This is a genomic window from Paenibacillus sp. 4624, from assembly GCF_050435065.1.
Lineage (GTDB): Bacteria > Bacillota > Bacilli > Paenibacillales > Paenibacillaceae > Paenibacillus > Paenibacillus amylolyticus_D.
The window spans coordinates 125839-143034 of record NZ_JBNDJR010000001.1 but is presented as its reverse complement, the minus strand read 5'-3'; the positions used below and the strand labels follow the sequence as shown (position 1 = coordinate 143034).

Annotated in this window: 16 protein-coding genes; 2 read left to right on the top strand and 14 right to left on the bottom strand. The window is 44.6% G+C overall.

Annotated features, from left to right (window positions below):
• Window positions 1-34 precede the first annotated feature (34 nt).
• The 4 genes from ABIE27_RS00640 to ABIE27_RS00625 form a co-directional block, all read right to left on the bottom strand.
• Window positions 35-280, bottom strand: a complete 246-nt coding sequence (locus ABIE27_RS00640) for a hypothetical protein (RefSeq protein WP_429349676.1) — start codon at window positions 278-280, stop codon at window positions 35-37.
• Between the two features lie 652 nt (window positions 281-932).
• On the bottom strand, window positions 933-3029 hold the full coding sequence (locus ABIE27_RS00635; RefSeq protein WP_429349675.1) for a CAP domain-containing protein: 2097 nt from the start codon (window positions 3027-3029) through the stop codon (window positions 933-935).
• A gap of 265 nt (window positions 3030-3294) precedes the next feature.
• Entirely contained in the window at window positions 3295-3942 is a 648-nt protein-coding gene (locus ABIE27_RS00630) for a restriction endonuclease (RefSeq protein ID WP_429349674.1), read from the bottom strand.
• A gap of 388 nt (window positions 3943-4330) precedes the next feature.
• The gene (locus ABIE27_RS00625) at window positions 4331-4921 is read right to left on the bottom strand and encodes a restriction endonuclease (RefSeq protein WP_123066375.1); all 591 of its coding nucleotides are present in this window, start codon (window positions 4919-4921) and stop codon (window positions 4331-4333) included.
• A 240-nt stretch (window positions 4922-5161) separates the two neighbouring features.
• Between ABIE27_RS00625 and ABIE27_RS00620 the strand changes: the two genes are divergently transcribed.
• Window positions 5162-6445 (top strand): hypothetical protein, encoded by a 1284-nt coding sequence (locus ABIE27_RS00620; protein WP_429349673.1) that lies wholly within the window; start codon window positions 5162-5164, stop codon window positions 6443-6445.
• A gap of 76 nt (window positions 6446-6521) precedes the next feature.
• Here the strand turns inward: ABIE27_RS00620 and msrA are convergent, their stop codons facing one another.
• The 6 genes from msrA to ABIE27_RS00590 form a co-directional block, all read right to left on the bottom strand.
• Window positions 6522-7037 carry a peptide-methionine (S)-S-oxide reductase MsrA gene (gene msrA / locus ABIE27_RS00615; RefSeq protein WP_123066373.1) on the bottom strand — a complete coding sequence of 172 codons (516 nt, stop codon included), beginning with the start codon at window positions 7035-7037 and terminating at the stop codon, window positions 6522-6524.
• Window positions 7038-7262: 225 nt separating this feature from the next.
• Window positions 7263-7520 carry a GlsB/YeaQ/YmgE family stress response membrane protein gene (locus ABIE27_RS00610; protein WP_090915436.1) on the bottom strand — a complete coding sequence of 86 codons (258 nt, stop codon included), beginning with the start codon at window positions 7518-7520 and terminating at the stop codon, window positions 7263-7265.
• Between the two features lie 365 nt (window positions 7521-7885).
• The gene (locus ABIE27_RS00605; RefSeq protein ID WP_429349672.1) at window positions 7886-9199 is read right to left on the bottom strand and encodes an AAA family ATPase; all 1314 of its coding nucleotides are present in this window, start codon (window positions 9197-9199) and stop codon (window positions 7886-7888) included.
• Entirely contained in the window at window positions 9199-10650 is a 1452-nt protein-coding gene (locus tag ABIE27_RS00600; RefSeq protein ID WP_429349671.1) for an RtcB family protein, read from the bottom strand. The genes ABIE27_RS00605 and ABIE27_RS00600 overlap by 1 nt, the downstream gene beginning before the upstream one ends.
• 553 nt (window positions 10651-11203) lie before the next feature.
• Window positions 11204-12025, bottom strand: a complete 822-nt coding sequence (locus ABIE27_RS00595) for a TerC family protein (RefSeq protein ID WP_429349670.1) — start codon at window positions 12023-12025, stop codon at window positions 11204-11206.
• 273 nt (window positions 12026-12298) lie between these two features.
• Complete coding sequence (locus tag ABIE27_RS00590; protein ID WP_123066372.1) at window positions 12299-12613, bottom strand: DUF3817 domain-containing protein; 315 nt, start codon at window positions 12611-12613, stop codon at window positions 12299-12301.
• 210 nt (window positions 12614-12823) lie between these two features.
• On the opposite strand from ABIE27_RS00590, the gene ABIE27_RS00585 reads away from it, so the two are divergent.
• Window positions 12824-13927 carry a glycosyltransferase family 4 protein gene (locus ABIE27_RS00585; RefSeq protein WP_429349669.1) on the top strand — a complete coding sequence of 368 codons (1104 nt, stop codon included), beginning with the start codon at window positions 12824-12826 and terminating at the stop codon, window positions 13925-13927.
• Between the two features lie 13 nt (window positions 13928-13940).
• Here the strand turns inward: ABIE27_RS00585 and ABIE27_RS00580 are convergent, their stop codons facing one another.
• The 4 genes from ABIE27_RS00580 to ABIE27_RS00565 form a co-directional block, all read right to left on the bottom strand.
• Window positions 13941-14303: an HIRAN domain-containing protein gene (locus ABIE27_RS00580; protein WP_429349668.1), complete on the bottom strand. Its 363-nt coding sequence runs from the start codon at window positions 14301-14303 to the stop codon at window positions 13941-13943.
• A 38-nt stretch (window positions 14304-14341) separates the two neighbouring features.
• Window positions 14342-15313 (bottom strand): helix-turn-helix transcriptional regulator, encoded by a 972-nt coding sequence (locus ABIE27_RS00575; RefSeq protein WP_123066369.1) that lies wholly within the window; start codon window positions 15311-15313, stop codon window positions 14342-14344.
• Between the two features lie 289 nt (window positions 15314-15602).
• Complete coding sequence (locus ABIE27_RS00570) at window positions 15603-16118, bottom strand: hypothetical protein (protein WP_429349667.1); 516 nt, start codon at window positions 16116-16118, stop codon at window positions 15603-15605.
• Window positions 16119-16345: 227 nt separating this feature from the next.
• On the bottom strand, window positions 16346-16978 hold the full coding sequence (locus tag ABIE27_RS00565; RefSeq protein WP_123066367.1) for a 50S ribosomal protein L25: 633 nt from the start codon (window positions 16976-16978) through the stop codon (window positions 16346-16348).
• Window positions 16979-17196 lie beyond the last annotated feature (218 nt).

Here is a 17196-nt window from a genome sequence, read left to right as displayed (position 1 = left end):
CGTCATCCATCCACGCACGCATTCATTCATCCATTCACTCATCACGTTTTCCTGACCTACTCTGCTTCAAGACAAAATAAAAAGAAGCACCACCATCCTGGATGATCTGCTTCTTGTGTTTGACCTTTTGTAATTTTTCCTGCTTGGTTGGTGTCAGGCGAACATGCTGCGATAATGCCCCATAATCTCCATTCATTCTGCGGCTTTGCTCGGGAGTCCATTGTCCGGACCGTTCTGCTTTGCGTAATGCTTTTTGTGTCTGTGTACGTGCCATATTCATGAACACACTCCTTCAGTTGAACTACGTTCAATATATCATGTGCAGCGATGCAAGTGAAGGTGCAGCCAGTCTGAACTCATTTATACATCCGTACTAGGAAGTTTGATTTCGTTTCTTTCAATGACAAGATTCGTTGATATGCCTTGTTGTTTAGCTTTGAATTGGATTCTTACGAATTTTGAAAGATGAAACCTATTCTTTTTCTTGAAGAAGCGATCAAATCTGTCTGCCACATTTCGGACATTAGACTGCAGAGCAATGCTATCTACATTTTTGAGCCAGTCAAAAAAAGTTCTAACGCCGGAACTTGTGTGGCACATGATTTATAGGATAGCCCTTTACCCGTTGCAACATAGCCATGAGATCATCTCACGTTTGATTGGGTTAATTTAGTTAGGCAAATAAAAGAGCCCGCTATAGACGAGCTCCCTGTTTACGCGCATCTTCAAACATGTAAAATATGAGCCTTAATATCTTCTCTCGCTTGTAACATAGCTGTCCCATTAGCAGTCATCAATAATTGTCTTGCGGCCCTCACCATTTTTAGATAACATTTCGACCGTATATCCAGCAGGGAGGGGGCAGTGAGCAAACCATTAGGAAAAAATTTTCCAGCCTGATATCAATAGCAACAACATGACGTCATTAGGTCTTATCTTGAATAATCCGATGCGTTCATTGAGCCTCTTTTTACATTAATGGCATAAATTGCTTCTGGTGTCCTTAGAAATACATTTAGGATACCATCGCTATATATTCCCGTGGACGCAATAGAAAAGTGACCCGATGAATCCATCTGCACTGGAATTTTCTCCAGCAACTTCCCAGTTTGCACGTTATCCAGATGTTGATCGATCTGAATCTCCAATTGCTTGCTCGCCTGATCCGTGAATTTCCCTTCCACCAAGAGCCTGCCGTCCGTGCCGAATTCAACAATCAACGTTTTGCTACCAAGTGCCGGTTTAATATACACTTCCGGAAATAGATGTTCAGCTTGCTTTTCCTCGGAAGTCACCAACTTCGGTGCGCCAACCAATTGCTTCATATTGGACTGCAAATGCATCAAGATCACCGCTGCCTGGGCCCGAGTCACGATATCGTTGGAACCGAACATACTACTCTGATTTCCTTGGGTTCCGCGCATGTAATTATGAGCCAGTACATAGTTCACTGCATAAGGAAAATCGAAATTCACACCGTCCATTGATGCGATCAGACCAGCTGCACGATAACGGTTAATTGGCTTATCCCGAAATTCACTTTTGCCCGGACCTGAACTAAACAGCAACAGGTTGCGAGCCTTAGCCACGTTGTAGGCACCTTCCGCCCAGTGTTTCTTTTTCTTGGAAGCGTACGATTCGTCATCAATTTTATAGGTGCGTAGCAACATGATGAGGAACTGCGCTTCACTCACAGAATCTTCTGGCCGGAATTTACCGTTTGCGTCCGCTCCAACGATACCTGAACGAAGGGCCCACTCAATTGCTGATTGGTCGGCACGTCCTGCGATATCTTTAATCTTCGCCGGATCAGTTGATGGATAACTCTTGCTCTTGAGGCGTTCGAATACCCGTACCGGTACCGTTCCCTGCACCTCACCGGAGCTGAGCGTTATTTTATAACTGCCAGGCTTAATTCCTTCAAGAATACCATCCGGCGAGACTTTCAGACCCGTAGGGGAACTGCTAGAGTATGTAATCGCCGTTTTTGGCGTTGCGAATGTCCCATCGTCGTAAGAGGCCGTGATCTGCATCGGCAACTTACTTCCTGAATTCAACACCAATTCGTCGTACTGCGCAGATAAACCCTTCATCGTGTTCCCTTTTCCCGTCGTAAACGACCAGGTTTTGCTTCGTCGCTGCGACTCCTTATACAGCGTATAATCAAACTTCACTGTATAGACGCTGTACCCGTCCAGCACATCCTTGGGATACAAGAACACCGTATTACCATGCAGTTCGCTGTAATATGGAACATCCTTTCCTTGCGCATCCAAGATGCTGGCCTCGAACGAATCGATGGCAAAGCCAGCTGAAGCAGAGATGATGCCCCCCGAGTGTTCAACACCGAAGGCAACAAGAGGATTCGGATTCTCAAATCCGTAGAAACCAACGTCCGCTCCTTTCATTCCGTTGTACGGATATACTCTGGCTTCCGTACTATCCCTCTGTAACTTCATAGAGGCTGGATTCATGACAGCAGTACCATTCTGTAATCCAATGCCGACCGATGTGTACTCCTCATCCAATATAATCTGGCGATGATACGCGGTGCTTAGCCAGCCATCAATCGCTTGACGTGTTGTTGCCATATTAAAAGCCATGACTTCAGCAACCATTGTATTTGGCCATCCAGCTGCCTTCCCCCGGTCTCCTGCTCTCACTCCGGTAAATCCTGGTGTGCCAGGCCCCTCCTCATGAGCCGTCCTTCCTTTGAACTGAGTGGTATTGTAATACGCTGCGTGTGCTTGAGACGCCTGAGACAATCTTGCGTCAAGCTCCAAAGGGCCTACGCCTACCTTCGCCCGAATCTCGTTCAGATACGCCAATCCGTCGAGTTGATCCTGCGTAAAGCCTCCTTGTGAGACCATCGTAGTTGTGGCCGCCGATGCGTGTTCTGCTGGATAAGTCGGAACAACGATCGTTAGAGCCAGAACTGTAGCGAGCAGACAGGCTACCCGCCTGCGTCCCGCTCTCCGGTTGATCCCTTGATTAGACCTATTTTTCTTGTTGCGTTGGCTTAATCTCATTGTGTTTTTCCCCTCATCTTCATCTTTTTTGCAGCTTGCTAAATGATTTGCGATTATAGAGCGCTCGTTCTTCCCCTCTCAGGATTCCCGCCTTAGCTAAAAGCTTAGGACAAGTCGGGGTCTAACATTCCCAGTCTATTAGTTTAATACAATAGATCCCTCACTTATCGTGATTATGTAATAGCATGTTGTTATGTACTCTGGTTTCTAGATAGAATAAATCTCCCCAACTTCCTTCCTCCTCTTCTTTTCAAAAAATACAATCTCATTTACTCATTACTTTCTTTACATACTTCTCTGCCCTGTAATCTTTACGAACCTCATGCAGCTCAGTTGAATTTGCCTCTGACCAAGATTCAAGTATCCTTCTGGGTTCCGTTTCGATTATTTTCCGAGCCGCAAATATATCACCGGCTCTGAAGGCCTCAATTATGCTGACTAAGTCTGTTCGATCAATCAATTTCACGTAATTGATACCAGCAAGCGTCTCACATGAATCTGTAAATCTGGTAGTTGCAATGACCACCGCTTTTTTAGCCTTGTAGTATCTCATACAAGAGAAGACTTCTTGAACAGCACTGATCCCTACCGGATTTTCTATCGCGTATCTTTTAGCTTGAATAACATTTCTAACTCCATCCGAATCAGTAAATACGACGTCAGCTCCAAAGTCACGACTCCCCATAGTCTTGTAGACTCCAGAATAACCTAGCTCAATTAATAATCTATATAAGTACATTTCGAAACCGGACCCGTCTTCCATCCTATCAATATCATCTATTGTAATATCTCGTAGATCGTAATGCTCTGTGTCCAATTTAATCGGAGGATTCTGTTTTCTCCACAAGATGAGTATCGCTAAAGACAACACAATAATTGCAAATATAATCAACAAAAAAACGATATAGTTCATTAGGTCTACTCCCCTTCTAATTTCTAGTACAACAATACCATATTTTTCAATATTATAGATAGATTTTTATGGTAAACACCTTCTGACATTAAACAAATTTAATTTTATGGTTGTTAGATATTCACATTTTTTACCTATACATAAGAGAGAATGTAAATTTAGTTACAAATCCAAATAAGCGACACCTTTTAAGGTATCGCCTTTCCATTTTCCAAAATTAATTTACACGCCTTATCAGATCTTCGTTGTTATTACGTACATTTCCTATATCCAACAATGTAGACATTTGTAGAAGACCAGTTTATCACCTTCTTCCAATCCGGGGATTGTCTACTGCTATATATGCTGTCTCCATCCTTGCCCTCAAGTTCCTCCGGCTCGTCTGACATCAACTACGCTTGCGCCGAGACTGCCATGTCTCAATGGGTTCGTGGTCATGCTCTTCGATCAGTTCCATCGCTTCGTCCAGCCTTCGCGACTTAAACAGGGCAATCAGCTCGATCAAATCCTCTCGATCCAGCAATTTCACCTCATTCACCGCAGCCAGCGTGCGGCAAGCCTCCGTGTATCGGGCAGAAGTCAGTACAATGGATCGATCCGCCTCGTAATAACGAATGGAGGTATAAATCTCTTGCACCGCGCTAAGACCAACAGGATGATTGGCACCGTAACGTTTGGCCTGTACCACCGTGCGTCTGCCCAGCCTGTCCACAAACACGAGGTCTGCACCGAAATCCCGGCTGCTCGTCGTTTTGTGAACCTCCTCATAACCGAGGCGCTCGAACAAATTGTAGAGATATAACTCAAACTCTGATCCATCCTCCATTTTATCGATATCCTTGATCGTGATTTTCTGGGGATTCGCCTCACTTCGTATTCGTTGCCCACGATAAATGATCCGCCGAGTCATCCAGGTTAGCAACAACAACAGGACAATGCCCGTGATAACCCATAAGGTGATGTTTTCACTCCAATTCATTTCATTACTCCTCGTCGTCGTTACTTCGTATTTCTCTTGTCACAGCCCTAAATATATCAAACTTCAATGATCATCTAAAGAAGATGAATTCCCTGTAACTGTTTGACCTCTTTTAACATCGCGTTATCACATTCATGGTGAAAAAAGGTTACAGCGTGTTCGGTTGAATTCCACTAGAAATCAATGGTAGAATTCTACAATCGGTGTTAATTTGACCGCATACGAAAGGTGGTTTATCCCTTGCATACTACTTATACGAATCGTAAACGCAAGTCTACAACCTGGGCTGTTCTTTTGCTCAGTGGAATGCTTCTCTTGAACATGAATACAACTGCAGGATACGCGGCAGCGTCCACGGAATCCTTGCCTAAACCGTCATGGACTTCCTCCTCTCTCATGTTAAATGAGGCTAATACGGAGAAAGACGTCATGATCAAGAACATTTACGCTGTACCTTCCAAAAATTTGGTATATGTACACACTTCTCAGCCCGTAACCAAAACAAGCAGCAAAACAACGCTGGACTGGCAGCTCGATTCACTTCAAGCACTGGATGCCAAAACAGGACAGCTCAAGTGGAGCACTATTTTCCATGAGAAAAGCGGCCCTTATACAACTTACTCCAACTCGGTATATGCAAGCAACGGTACAGCTTACGTGTATATGGAGTATTCGGATATAAGCAAGAAATTATATTCGTTTAATACATCCGGCAAGACCAACTGGGTTAAAAACGTAAATTCGTCAGCAACGATCTCACTCATGGATAACGATAATCTACTGGTCGCTGCAAGCCAAGGGGTACAAGCCAATGGCTCTGTGCGTTCTACCCTCTCTCTTTATGACAAAAAAGGGAAGCTGTTGAACGAAAAAACAATTGCAGGCACTGTGCTCAAAGCAGCTCAGGGAAGAATTGTCGTCGATGCGAGCAAACAGGTCAAGTCGGGTAACTTCTGGCAACCGGCTGCCAATCCCAAAATTGAAATCTACGACACCTCGTTAAACCGGCTGTCCTTCTATCAATTCCCGGCTGATGCCAATACACAAGGGGATGGCGGCGGTGAAGCGCTGGCCATTCTGGATGATGGTTCTGTTCTGATGCGTGCCAACTTCGAAACCACCGGCAATCGCTTGATGGGATTTGGTTCGGATGGCAAGCTTGCATGGGGGCGTGCAATCGCTGGAGATGCATATATTCAAACAGCGGGTAATGGGTACACCTTGCTCACTGGCTCAAAGCTTGAGCTATACACGATGAAAGGCAAAGTGACGGAGCGTATGTTCAAGGATGCTCAGCCTGTGCTCATGCATGTTGACCGAACACAAGACGGGCAATACCAGCTTGATTTTGCTAAAACAGGATATATTCTGGATCCACAGACATTGGAAGATGTGCATGTGTACACCGTTAGTACTGCTGTTCCTTCATTAGAAAGTATCTCCACTTATATGAATGATGTGATCTATTCAATGAAGGGCGAAGTCCTCTCCAAATATACGCTTAAGTCGTCGTCAGCTAAATAATTACTGTAACCCTTACCTGACATGGCTTTAGTCAAAAAAAGCCGGAACAGCTCCTCGCGGTGCTTTCCGGCTTCTTTTATTTCCAGTTCTCGTTAATGAATTCGTCCCTTCCGGACAGCGCGCGGTCTTCCTTGTAATGTTTTTCGTTTTTCTTGTGATAGTCCTGATGATAGTCCTCTGCAGGGTAAAAGATTACAGCATCCCGAATCTCGGTCACGATGGGCTGATTGAATCGTCCGCTGGCCGCAAGTTCCTGTTTGGATTGCTCGGCAAGCTGCCGCTGGCGTTCATTGTGTACAAAGATGGCGGTACGATACTGCGATCCTCGATCCTGGAACTGTCCTCCGTCATCCGTGGGATCAATCTGAGGCCAGTATAATTCTAATAAGCGCTCGTAAGGGAATACATCGGGATCAAATGTAATCTCCACGACTTCCACGTGCCCTGTCTCCCCTGTCTTCACCTGCTCATAGGTCGGATTTTCGACATGACCACCTGTATAACCTGATACGATACCGTGGATGCCTGGTTGTTCCTCAAACGGGGTAACCATACACCAGAAACATCCGCCAGCAAACGTTGCTTTTTCCATTCCATTCAACTCCTCAGATTCAAAACAATAACTTGAACGCATTAACTCAGACATGCATTCATTCCTACATTGTAAAACAACAAGAGGTTGATGGAAAGCCACCGCAATGGCTCTTCATCAACCTCTTCATTCAGCTTCGCTTGGAAGCATTCATATCCATATGGTTCATCATACAGCTTTCAGCTACACCATAACTTCTTAACCAGGAACATCGCTCGCTCTAGTTTACCCGCGGCTGCGTCCCATCGAACGGAAGATCAAGCTGACAATCGCTACAAGCACAATCGCACCAATCAATGCCGGTACAATGTGGAATCCGCCCATCTCAGGACCCATGTCTCCAAGAATGACTCCGCCTAACCATCCACCGATAAAACCAGCAACGATATTACCGATAATACCACCTGGGATGTCACGACCAACAATCAGACCTGCCAGCCAACCAATGATACCACCGATAATTAATGACCATAACCAACCCATATCATTCACCTCTATTTTAAAGTTTTTGTTGCGTCTGACTACTATTAACCGCTCCGAAGACATTTAAACAACTGGCATAAAAATTGTTGCATATTACCATTGTCCAGAATGCTTCCTTCTCTGCTAACAGGCGCTCCCTAAGGGTGACAAACAGGCCGTGTTCCGTTTCCGGCATCTCATCAGCACATGGCTGCGATATGTACCTCCCGAAAGTCATTGTATGTTACCAGAGACAAGGTTAGTATACCCAGTGAAGGTGAATTTATATTTATGGCTCAGAACCATAAATGCTTTGAACTTTACAGTTCATCAGAATGTTATCCTGTCAGCGTATGAGATCAAAAAATCAGAATACATCAACCAGATCAAAAAAATCCAGCCCGACCTTTGCCCGGTTGTGCAAGCCAGTTATGTTTGTGACTTTTGTCCAGTTCTCCCCGCATGGACTGAATGACCTGAACAATATCGGTTTGCCCGTTTTGATGCCATTCCAGCGCAGCACTGACATACAATTCGCCGAGTTGTGCAAGCGAGAACGTATCGGTCAAACGTGCCGCTTCGATCGTTCCTTCTTCACCTGCAAACACGCTAAATCCGCGTTGCCGCAAATATTGCAGGCGCAAAGCTTCATCAGGCAGCGGAATCTCATAGGCCCGGTCGAATCGTCCGGCTCGGTTCATGAGACCTGGATCGATTTTTTCCGGATAATTTGTCGTGCCGATCAAAAAGATCCCTTCTTTGGACGTCGCACCATCCAGCGTATTCAGGAAAAAGGAACGAACTTCATCCGGCATTGAGTCGATATCTTCAATGATCAGCACCATCGGTGCCAGTCGTTTGGCTGCATCAAACACTTCACGCACAGACTCGCTATTCGTATATTCGGTAATTTGCCAGTACGCAGCTGGGCCAGGAATACTGCCCGCTATCGATTTTACCAGCGTTGTTTTTCCGTTCCCTGGATGCCCATAGAGCAGAATACCGCGTTTGTAGGGGATATCATAGTCCCGGTAAAAGGAACGATCCGCTTCAAAGAACTGATCGAGCGAGCGGAAAATATCCTGTTTGATCTGTGCGGAGAGAACCACATCTTCTCGGCTCACCGAACGAGTTATGGACTCTACATGACGGTCACTGCCATTGCGGGCATCCGTGTAAACCGTTACTTTTTTCATATTTTGCTGACGTTCGCGTTCCCTTACACTTCCCAGGAAATGCTTCATCTCTTCATCCCCTACAGCGAACACAAAATCTTCACTGTAGATCCCGTTCTCCCGGAAAAAAGGCACCCGTACCAAAGCTACGCCCCATTTGGGATAGGCAAATACATTGTTGCGGATGGAATAGTGTACACCGTATGTTGGCACATCTCCATCATCATCGTAATGTAGCGTTTGGAGCTCCAGATCCTCAAAGATACGAGCAACAAGTTCGACCTCGTCACTTCCATTCTGCAAGTCTTCCCTTAGCAGTTCCCAATATTCGTTGTTCGGATCAGAACTTGAATACAACTTGTATTCAACGCCGTAACGCTTCAGAAGCGCCTCACCAATTCCGCGAATCAGTCTCGAATAGACCGCGTACCCTTCAACGCGGATACGTGTATCATGCTGTTCGTCGTAGGAGTAGATGGCTTTTGTTTCGTTCATTGGATTCGTCTGTTTCTCGTTATCGTTCATCATTTCGCTCCCTTTACCGCGGCAAGCGGTTTACATTTGGCTACCACTTGAGCCAGTCCGGCGCCGGTAACACTATCTATAATTTCATCAACGTTTTTATACGCCTGAGGTGATTCATCAATAATGGATTCCAAGGATCGCTGGTTTACAACGATTTCGTCCGCCGTTCCTACACCAAGAGCTGTTGCAAAATCTTCAACCGTCACCAAACGTTTCGTTGCAGTACGTGACCGTACACGGCCCGCACCATGACATATCGAATAATAGTTGTCTGCTCCTTCTGGCTGACCGACCATGATATATGAGGCCGTCCCCATCGAGCCAGGAATCAGAGCCGGATGGCCTGTAGCCATGTAAGGTTTTGGATTATCCTGGTGGCCTGCAGGCAATGCCCGCGTTGCCCCTTTCCGGTGTACAAATACCGAACCACGCTCTGCATGGGATTCCTCCCAAGCATAGTTATGCATCAGGTCATACAGCGTACGAAATTCACATTTTGACCCAAATACATCCCGGAATGCTTCCCGGATTGCATAAGCGATGAGGTGGCGATTCACTACGGCATAATTCAAAGCGGAATACATCATGTTGACGTAATGCCGACCTTCCGCATGCTCCAGCGGGGCAAATACCAATCTGGGATCGGAAGTTCCAAGGCCGAGCCGCTGCATGACTTTGGCAATCGCTGCTGAACTTGTCTGACTGACATATCCGCCCCAAGCGCGGGAACCAGAGTGAATCATAACAGCAATCTGTCCATCATAAAGCCCCCAAGCCTCAGCCACTTCGCGATTTTCCTCAGCAATCTCAATCGCCTGAATCTCGGCAAAATGATTCCCTCCACCCAGCGTACCAAGTTGACGATGCGAACGATGCCAAGTCATATCTGGAACAAGATTCAGCACATTCTCGTCATACGTAAATTTACTGCTCTCCACATGCGTCAGTGAGGTCGATTTTTTCGGTGTATAGCTGTCTGGAATATATTTTTTCGGCAGTCCGTGTAGTCCCTTTTTCACAATGTGCTCTAACCTTATATCGGAGAAATGGCCTCGCTGGCTGGCTTCCATTGGCAAGACCTTTTCGATCGCTTTAACCAATTTTCGGCGCAGCTTTACCTCTTTCAGATCATCTTTATGCAGATTGGTCAGATGCACTCGCATGCCACAGCCGATATCACTGCCCACGATGGAAGGTGATACATATCCACTCTGTGCCTCCCAGACTGCCGTCGTTCCAATACATGTTCCTACACCGACATGCACGTCCGGGGTATAACCCATATAAGAAATGTCTGGAATTTGCAAATTATTGTTAGCCATCTCAAATACTTTGTAGTCGAGAGAAGAGAATAATCGCTGTGCCGCATATACGGTGAGCTCTCCCGCTGGTAATTTCAATTGATGGCGATAACTCTCGGTCATGTTACTAAAATTTCCAAAATTGTTCATTTCGTTATTCATAAATAAGTGTAATCCTTCCTGTTCCGTTCAGCAAATGTAGTTTGCTGCGTGTTGTTTTATAAAAAATACATAAAAAAGCCATGGACTGATCGTCCATGGCTTCTACTACATGACAATAACGGATAACAGCACAAATGGATTTGCGCCTGTCATCCATCGCTGGATACCGCGAAGAACACACATTGCCTATAGCACTACACACTGTACTCTATAAACAATATGCCCGTTGTTTTATGTCGACCGTATGAGGCCAAAAAGACGATGAGCTGGATATACAATTGTGTTCATGCTTCTGCGTCCTTGATTCAATTCATAACCTAACGTCATGTCTCTCGGCCTCCCTTCATTATTGATATGTATATATTAATGGCACATCTTTTCAAATGTCAACCCTTTTCTTGGGAATAAATGCACTCTTATGTTCTAGCAAATGATAAAAAACAGGGGGTTGTCCGGGGACAGCCTCCTGTTTTTTATCATTTTATTAGGTTATTCACCGCTGCTTCTGTCATATCGTCAGACAAACGACACTCTCATGACCTTAGAGTTTAGCCTGCTCTTGCAATTCTTCCACAGGATTCTCATCTTCCTTCTCATGCACTTTGGATGAAAGGAACCATCCACATACCGCAATCGTGATCAACACAACATAAAAACCGATTTTCCATATTTTATTTTCCGGGAAATGCTCATCCAGTACACCCAAGGAAGGGTGAGCCAGTGTAATTACGGACAGTTTAACCCCTACCCAACCTACAATTACAAAAGCAGCAACTTCAAGACCCGGACGGGAATGAAGCAATTTCACGAAAAACGATGCTGCAAAACGCATGATAACAAGCCCGATAAAACCGCCGAGGAAGATGACAATGAACTGTCCACCATCCAAGCCGCCAATTGGCGGCAAGCCGCTTGGTGGCAATGCAACCGCCAAAGCAACAGCCGCTAGGATAGAATCTACTGCAAAAGCAATATCTGCGACTTCAACCTTAAATACGGTCATCCAGAATCCGGATTGTTTCTTTGGTTTTTTTGGTGCATCGTCGGCTGCTTCGTCTGTTTTATTTCGACCACTCAATATCTTTTTAACGATATGATTTATCGAAATGTACAGGAGGTACAATGCCCCGATCGCTTGAACCTGCCACACATCCACGAGGAATGAGATGAGGAATAACGACCCGAGACGGAAAACAAAAGCCCCCATCAAACCATAAAACAATGCTTTTTTACGCTTTTCCTCAGGTAAATGTTTTACCATAATTGCGAGTACCAGGGCATTGTCTGCTGCCAGTAACCCTTCAAGGACAACAAGGACTAAAAGTACCCACCCGTATTCTAATAACAGTGCTGCATCCAACATTGACTCCTCCTTAATATGCTTATGATGTACAAAAAAAAGGATCTTTACCATTGCTGGTAAAGATCCTTTTATAACCACAAAAAGAGACCTTTACCGAGCATAAAAACTTGGTAAAGGTCTCGCTAACAACAAATTGCTGCCAATAAAGCCGGGGATGTAATCCCGAATTGACGACTTTACTGTAAAAGCTACTCCCCTTTAACAGGAATATGTAGTTTTAGTTGAAACCGGTGAATAACCTGTTTACATCATATTTCATAACATAAAATAAAGTCAAGCTTTATTTTCGATGTTAAGGGACAATTTTCGAAAAACAAAAAAATCATAAATCATATTGCCCAGTGGTATGAACGAAATGAAGAATAGCGCAATGGGACGGCGCAAACGCCATTTCTGAGTCGTATATAAAGATACCATGAACAAGAGATGCATCAGAAACAGAAAACCATACAAGTTCCCGAACCAAGTCACCGCTTGAGGCATAACTCCTGCATCCCGAAGGGGAAACGCAACGAACAATAGCAAAACATATGAAATCCCCTGTAACCATAACATTAGCCGGAAACGACCCAGCATTGAACGTAACATCATCTTCCTCCTGCTTCTATGCAATACACGCTAGTTGAACCCTGTACAGTATATCACAAAAGCAGTATCAATTTGCATCCAGCCAGGCTGTATTATATTCCCTGTCTTTGTGATCATCCAATATACGTCTCACAGGAGCCAAATATCCATCTCTCACATACAATGCATGAAATGTGTCATCAACAATGTCGGACAAGGAGGATTGGATTCATGAAAATCGTTCTGGTTGCACCAGAGAAGTTACCTCTGCCAGGGAATGGTTCCGTGGAAATCTGTATATTAGGGATCGCACATGAACTTGCCCGCCGTCATCAGGTAATTGTTATAAGCCGTCAAATAAAAGGTTTGCCGTCGCTTCAGCAGATCGGGCAGATAACGATTCAGCGAATCGCTGCACCCAGTGTTGTAGATTATACCCGGTCAGTTATTCGTTTACTCCATACACTCGATGTTGATGTTATTCAAGTGGATAACAGACCTTACAGCATGGCTGCCATTAAACAAGCCTTTCCGCAAACACCTGTTGTCCTCTATCTCCACTCACTTACCTTCGCTGAGCCCGGACCTAGGAAACTGTCTATGCTGAAAAAAGCGGATTGTATTGCCGTGAATAGCCAATCATTGAAGCGTAGAATCAGCCGCCGTTTCCCTGCCGTAACGAAACGATTGAATGTCGTTCCACTAGGTACAGATCTTGATCGCTTCCGCCCCGTTGCGAGCAATGAAGAGCGGCTTCACTTGCGTGAAAAGTTTGGAATCACTGAACGTTTCACAGTCCTGTATGCAGGCAGAGCCATCCCTGGCAAAGGAGTCGATATTCTTATTCGTGCTATTGCTCTAACACAAAAGCAAGTACCTATCCAGCTGGTCGTTGCAGGCAAGGGTCCTCCAAAATATGTGCGCTCATTACGTAAACTGACACAAAAATATAACGTACAGGCTGCCTTTTTGGGGCAGATGAATCATGAACAGATTGACCAGCTCTATCGAAGTGTCGACTGCCTGGTCTGTCCTTCACAGAAACACGAGGCCTTTGGCCTGGTGAATGTAGAAGCTATGGCCTCCGGCATTCCTGTCATCGCTTCGGATAATGGGGGTATCCGGGAGATTATCCATTCGGGAATGAACGGATACTTGATATCAGAGTATAAGCAACCTAAGCAGTTCGCTTCATCCTTACATCATCTGGCTACCCGACCTGATCTTGTACAATCCATGGGAAAAAGCGGCCGCGAAACAGCAATTTCTCATTTTAATTGGTCAAGAACCGCTCTCTATTTGGAGGCAGCTTACACAAGGCTCATCCGTTCATGAGCCTTTTTCTTGATCAAGCTTTCTCACGGAACTGCCATTCCGTAATAAAAGTGTCCATCTGAGATACAGGTACATACATGATTTCGATCAGTTCAATAATGACCATATCCTTCATCATAAATCTCACTTTTGCACAAGTTTGTTGGTAGAAGGCATCGTAGAATCCCGCCCCAGTCCAGCATCCATGAGGTACTGTGGCAGCATGGTTTACGATATAACCCACTTCCCCTATTGGGGGGATAACCACTTTAATGGCTTGATGATCCAAGCGATTATCCGGGTCCTTTACAAGATACAGTGTATCCCCCACATGCAGAGCCTCTGCTCCATGATAGTTTTCCATGCCCATCAAAGCGGCAAAAATTTTGTTACTCATACGATTGCTCCTTTTTACAGATATTCCTTGGCGTACGGCTATAAAGCCTCTTCATCTTTATAGTGCTCCAACCATTCCAAAAGTTGTTTGCGAATTTCTCTCCGGTACTCGCGAGGTTCAAGTACTTCAGCCTCAGCACCGAACTGATATAACCATTGCAAAAATTCACGACTGCTATTCAGTGTTACTTCAAATAACAAACCACCATCCATAAGATCTGTCATTCGCGGACGAACAAACATCTCTTCTTCTTTTATGTAAGGGGCCACCTTTTCGGAGAATCTTACCTTAAAATGAATATGCTCGTCCCCTCGGTCAACAGACCAAGTATTCTTCATATACTGAGTTATATTGAAGTCGCCCATATCAAATGGAGCATTGGTTCGTATCACATCCAGGAAGCGGCTAATGCGAAACAATCGAACTTTTTGCTGTAGATGACAGTACCCAATCAGATAAAAACGCTGATCACGCGGTACGAGATAATAAGGGTCTATTTGCCTAACCGTAATCTCGTTATTGGTGAGCGTATGATATTGCGCTTGAATCGTCCGTCCATCCAAAATCGCTTCGATAATGGGGATTAACAAGTTTGGATCCTTTCCCTCTTCACGGTAAGCAGGTATCCCCATCCGAATAATTCCTGCAATATTTTCCACAATTTCACTGTTCCTTGTTTTTAGTTTAGTATGTGCCGATATTACCTTATCATATGCTGAGTCAAATTCAGCAGGTAATTTTGTAGTATCGACTAAGGCCGGAAGCATACAGAAAAGCATAGCTTCCTGTTTGGTAAAATCCAAAGGATACATGGCAAACTCACCGATAAATCGATAACCCTTTCCATATCCTTCGTTCATTATGGGAGCAACCCTGTCCAAAATCCGGAGATCGCGGTAGATTGTGCGCACCGTTGTACCACATTTCAGCGCCAATTCCTTTGCAGAGATTCCGGGATTAGCTTGTATAGCCTGAAGTATACGCAGCAGACGAATTAATTTCTCTGTCATGTAGTTTCTCCCCTTCGATATTTTATCGGCAAGGAAAACTAGTTCCTTTAGTTCATATCTAAATCTTTAGTCCCAATTGATTTTTCGCAATTTCACCTTTTATTTATAGTCCAATTGCACTTTTCCCCTCTCTAAATATACATTCTCTTACTTGCTTGCGTAAATTAATAACCCAAAATCTAATTTTCCTAAGCCTGAAAGCCTATACAAATATCTAAAAAAAATACAAAAAAAGCCCTGATCTCCAAACGAGACAAGGCTTCAAAAAGTTCTATTTGTCATATTTTTATTAGTTTATTTCTTTTAACTTGTTCAGCACGTGAACCATGCAATCACATAACACTGGAATATCATGCATTTGTTCCTCATCCACATGCCTTCCGAAATATATATTGGCAGAAACGTTAAATGATACCGGAGCTTCTCCAAAAAGATAGTGGATATGCTGAACTATCCGCTGATCGGGCCAATTTTCCTGCATGATCGACTGGACGTCGTGACAACGTGGCTCCAGTTCTTTGGTTACCCACGCAAAGCGAAGCTCTAGTTCACAGCCGGGATGGCTGCCTGGGGTCTCCAGAATCTCTGCGGCTATGGCCTGCAGCGAACTTTTCAATACCACTTCAGCAGTCACAGCAGTATGATCTCTCAGGCAGAACTGCAAGGTGAATTCCCGGGACATGCTTGCCATTTCTAATTGATCCCTGCGATAGGTAATGTGAATGCTCTCATCCAGATTGTCCAGGTCATAGAGGTAATTCTCGAAAGCTACTTTTAAATTATCATATATAGTGGGGTCAAACATAGGGCAAACCTGCTTTCTTTTCGATTTCATCTATCTTCACGTTGTACCACAAACGCGACCCTTAAATCCAATAGTTCAGTTATTTCCAATCATCGACTTGCCATGATGAGCTAGCCGAATGTTTTTCTTTGAATAAAATCTTCATACGAAAAAGCCCAGTCCACAAGATGTGAACTGAGCTTGGACATCAATCATTTAAGAGGAATTTTTTAAATTCCAGCGTTTGCTTATTCTTCTGCAGATTGACCTTCTTCTGCTTCTGGTGCCGCTTCATCAGCAGAAGCGGTTGGTTCTTCCTCAACAGCTTGCGGTGGCATAACCGAAGCAACGATAGAATCTGGTGAGGTCACGAGCGTCAAACCTTTATCCAGTTTAATATCGCCTGCTGTCAAGCGGTCGCCAATTTCCAGACCACTGACGTCAACTTCGATCGAAGTCGGCAGATCTGCTGGCAAACCTTCGACCTCCAGTTGCGTTTCTTGTGTCTGGAATACACCGCCTGCTTTGGAACCAGCGGCAGTACCTTGGAAGTCAATCGATACGCTAACGCTAATCGGTTTGTTTTTCGAAATTTGCAAAAAGTCAACATGCAACAGACGTCCATTACGTTCCTGTTGATCCTTGATCAGTACTGGAACGGTTTTTCCGCCCTCCACATTAAGGTTAAACATCTCTGAGCGGCCTGTACGAGCCACTTTCAGCATTTCTTTTTCATCCACATGTATGGCGGCACCTTCTTGTCCCGGTCCGTATACTACGGCAGGAACTCGTCCACCTTGTCTTAACAGGCGCAGTGCTGCACCTTTCTTTTCAGTTCTTGGCGTTGCTGTAAGTTGAGCCATTTTTCCGTTGGATTTCATGGTTGAACATCCTCCTTCAAGGGATCCCTACTTTGGTTTTGTTGGCAAGCTCTGCAGCTTCTCTCATAGACCGAAACGGTCTTTTTTCTGAGGCCATATGTTGGGCCATATCTATATTTACCCCAATGATCCAGTATCTAAAACATAAAGCTGGAGATTTTTATCCTTTTTTTGTAATTATATATACTTTGGGGCATAAGAAAACAGCCGGAATTGCT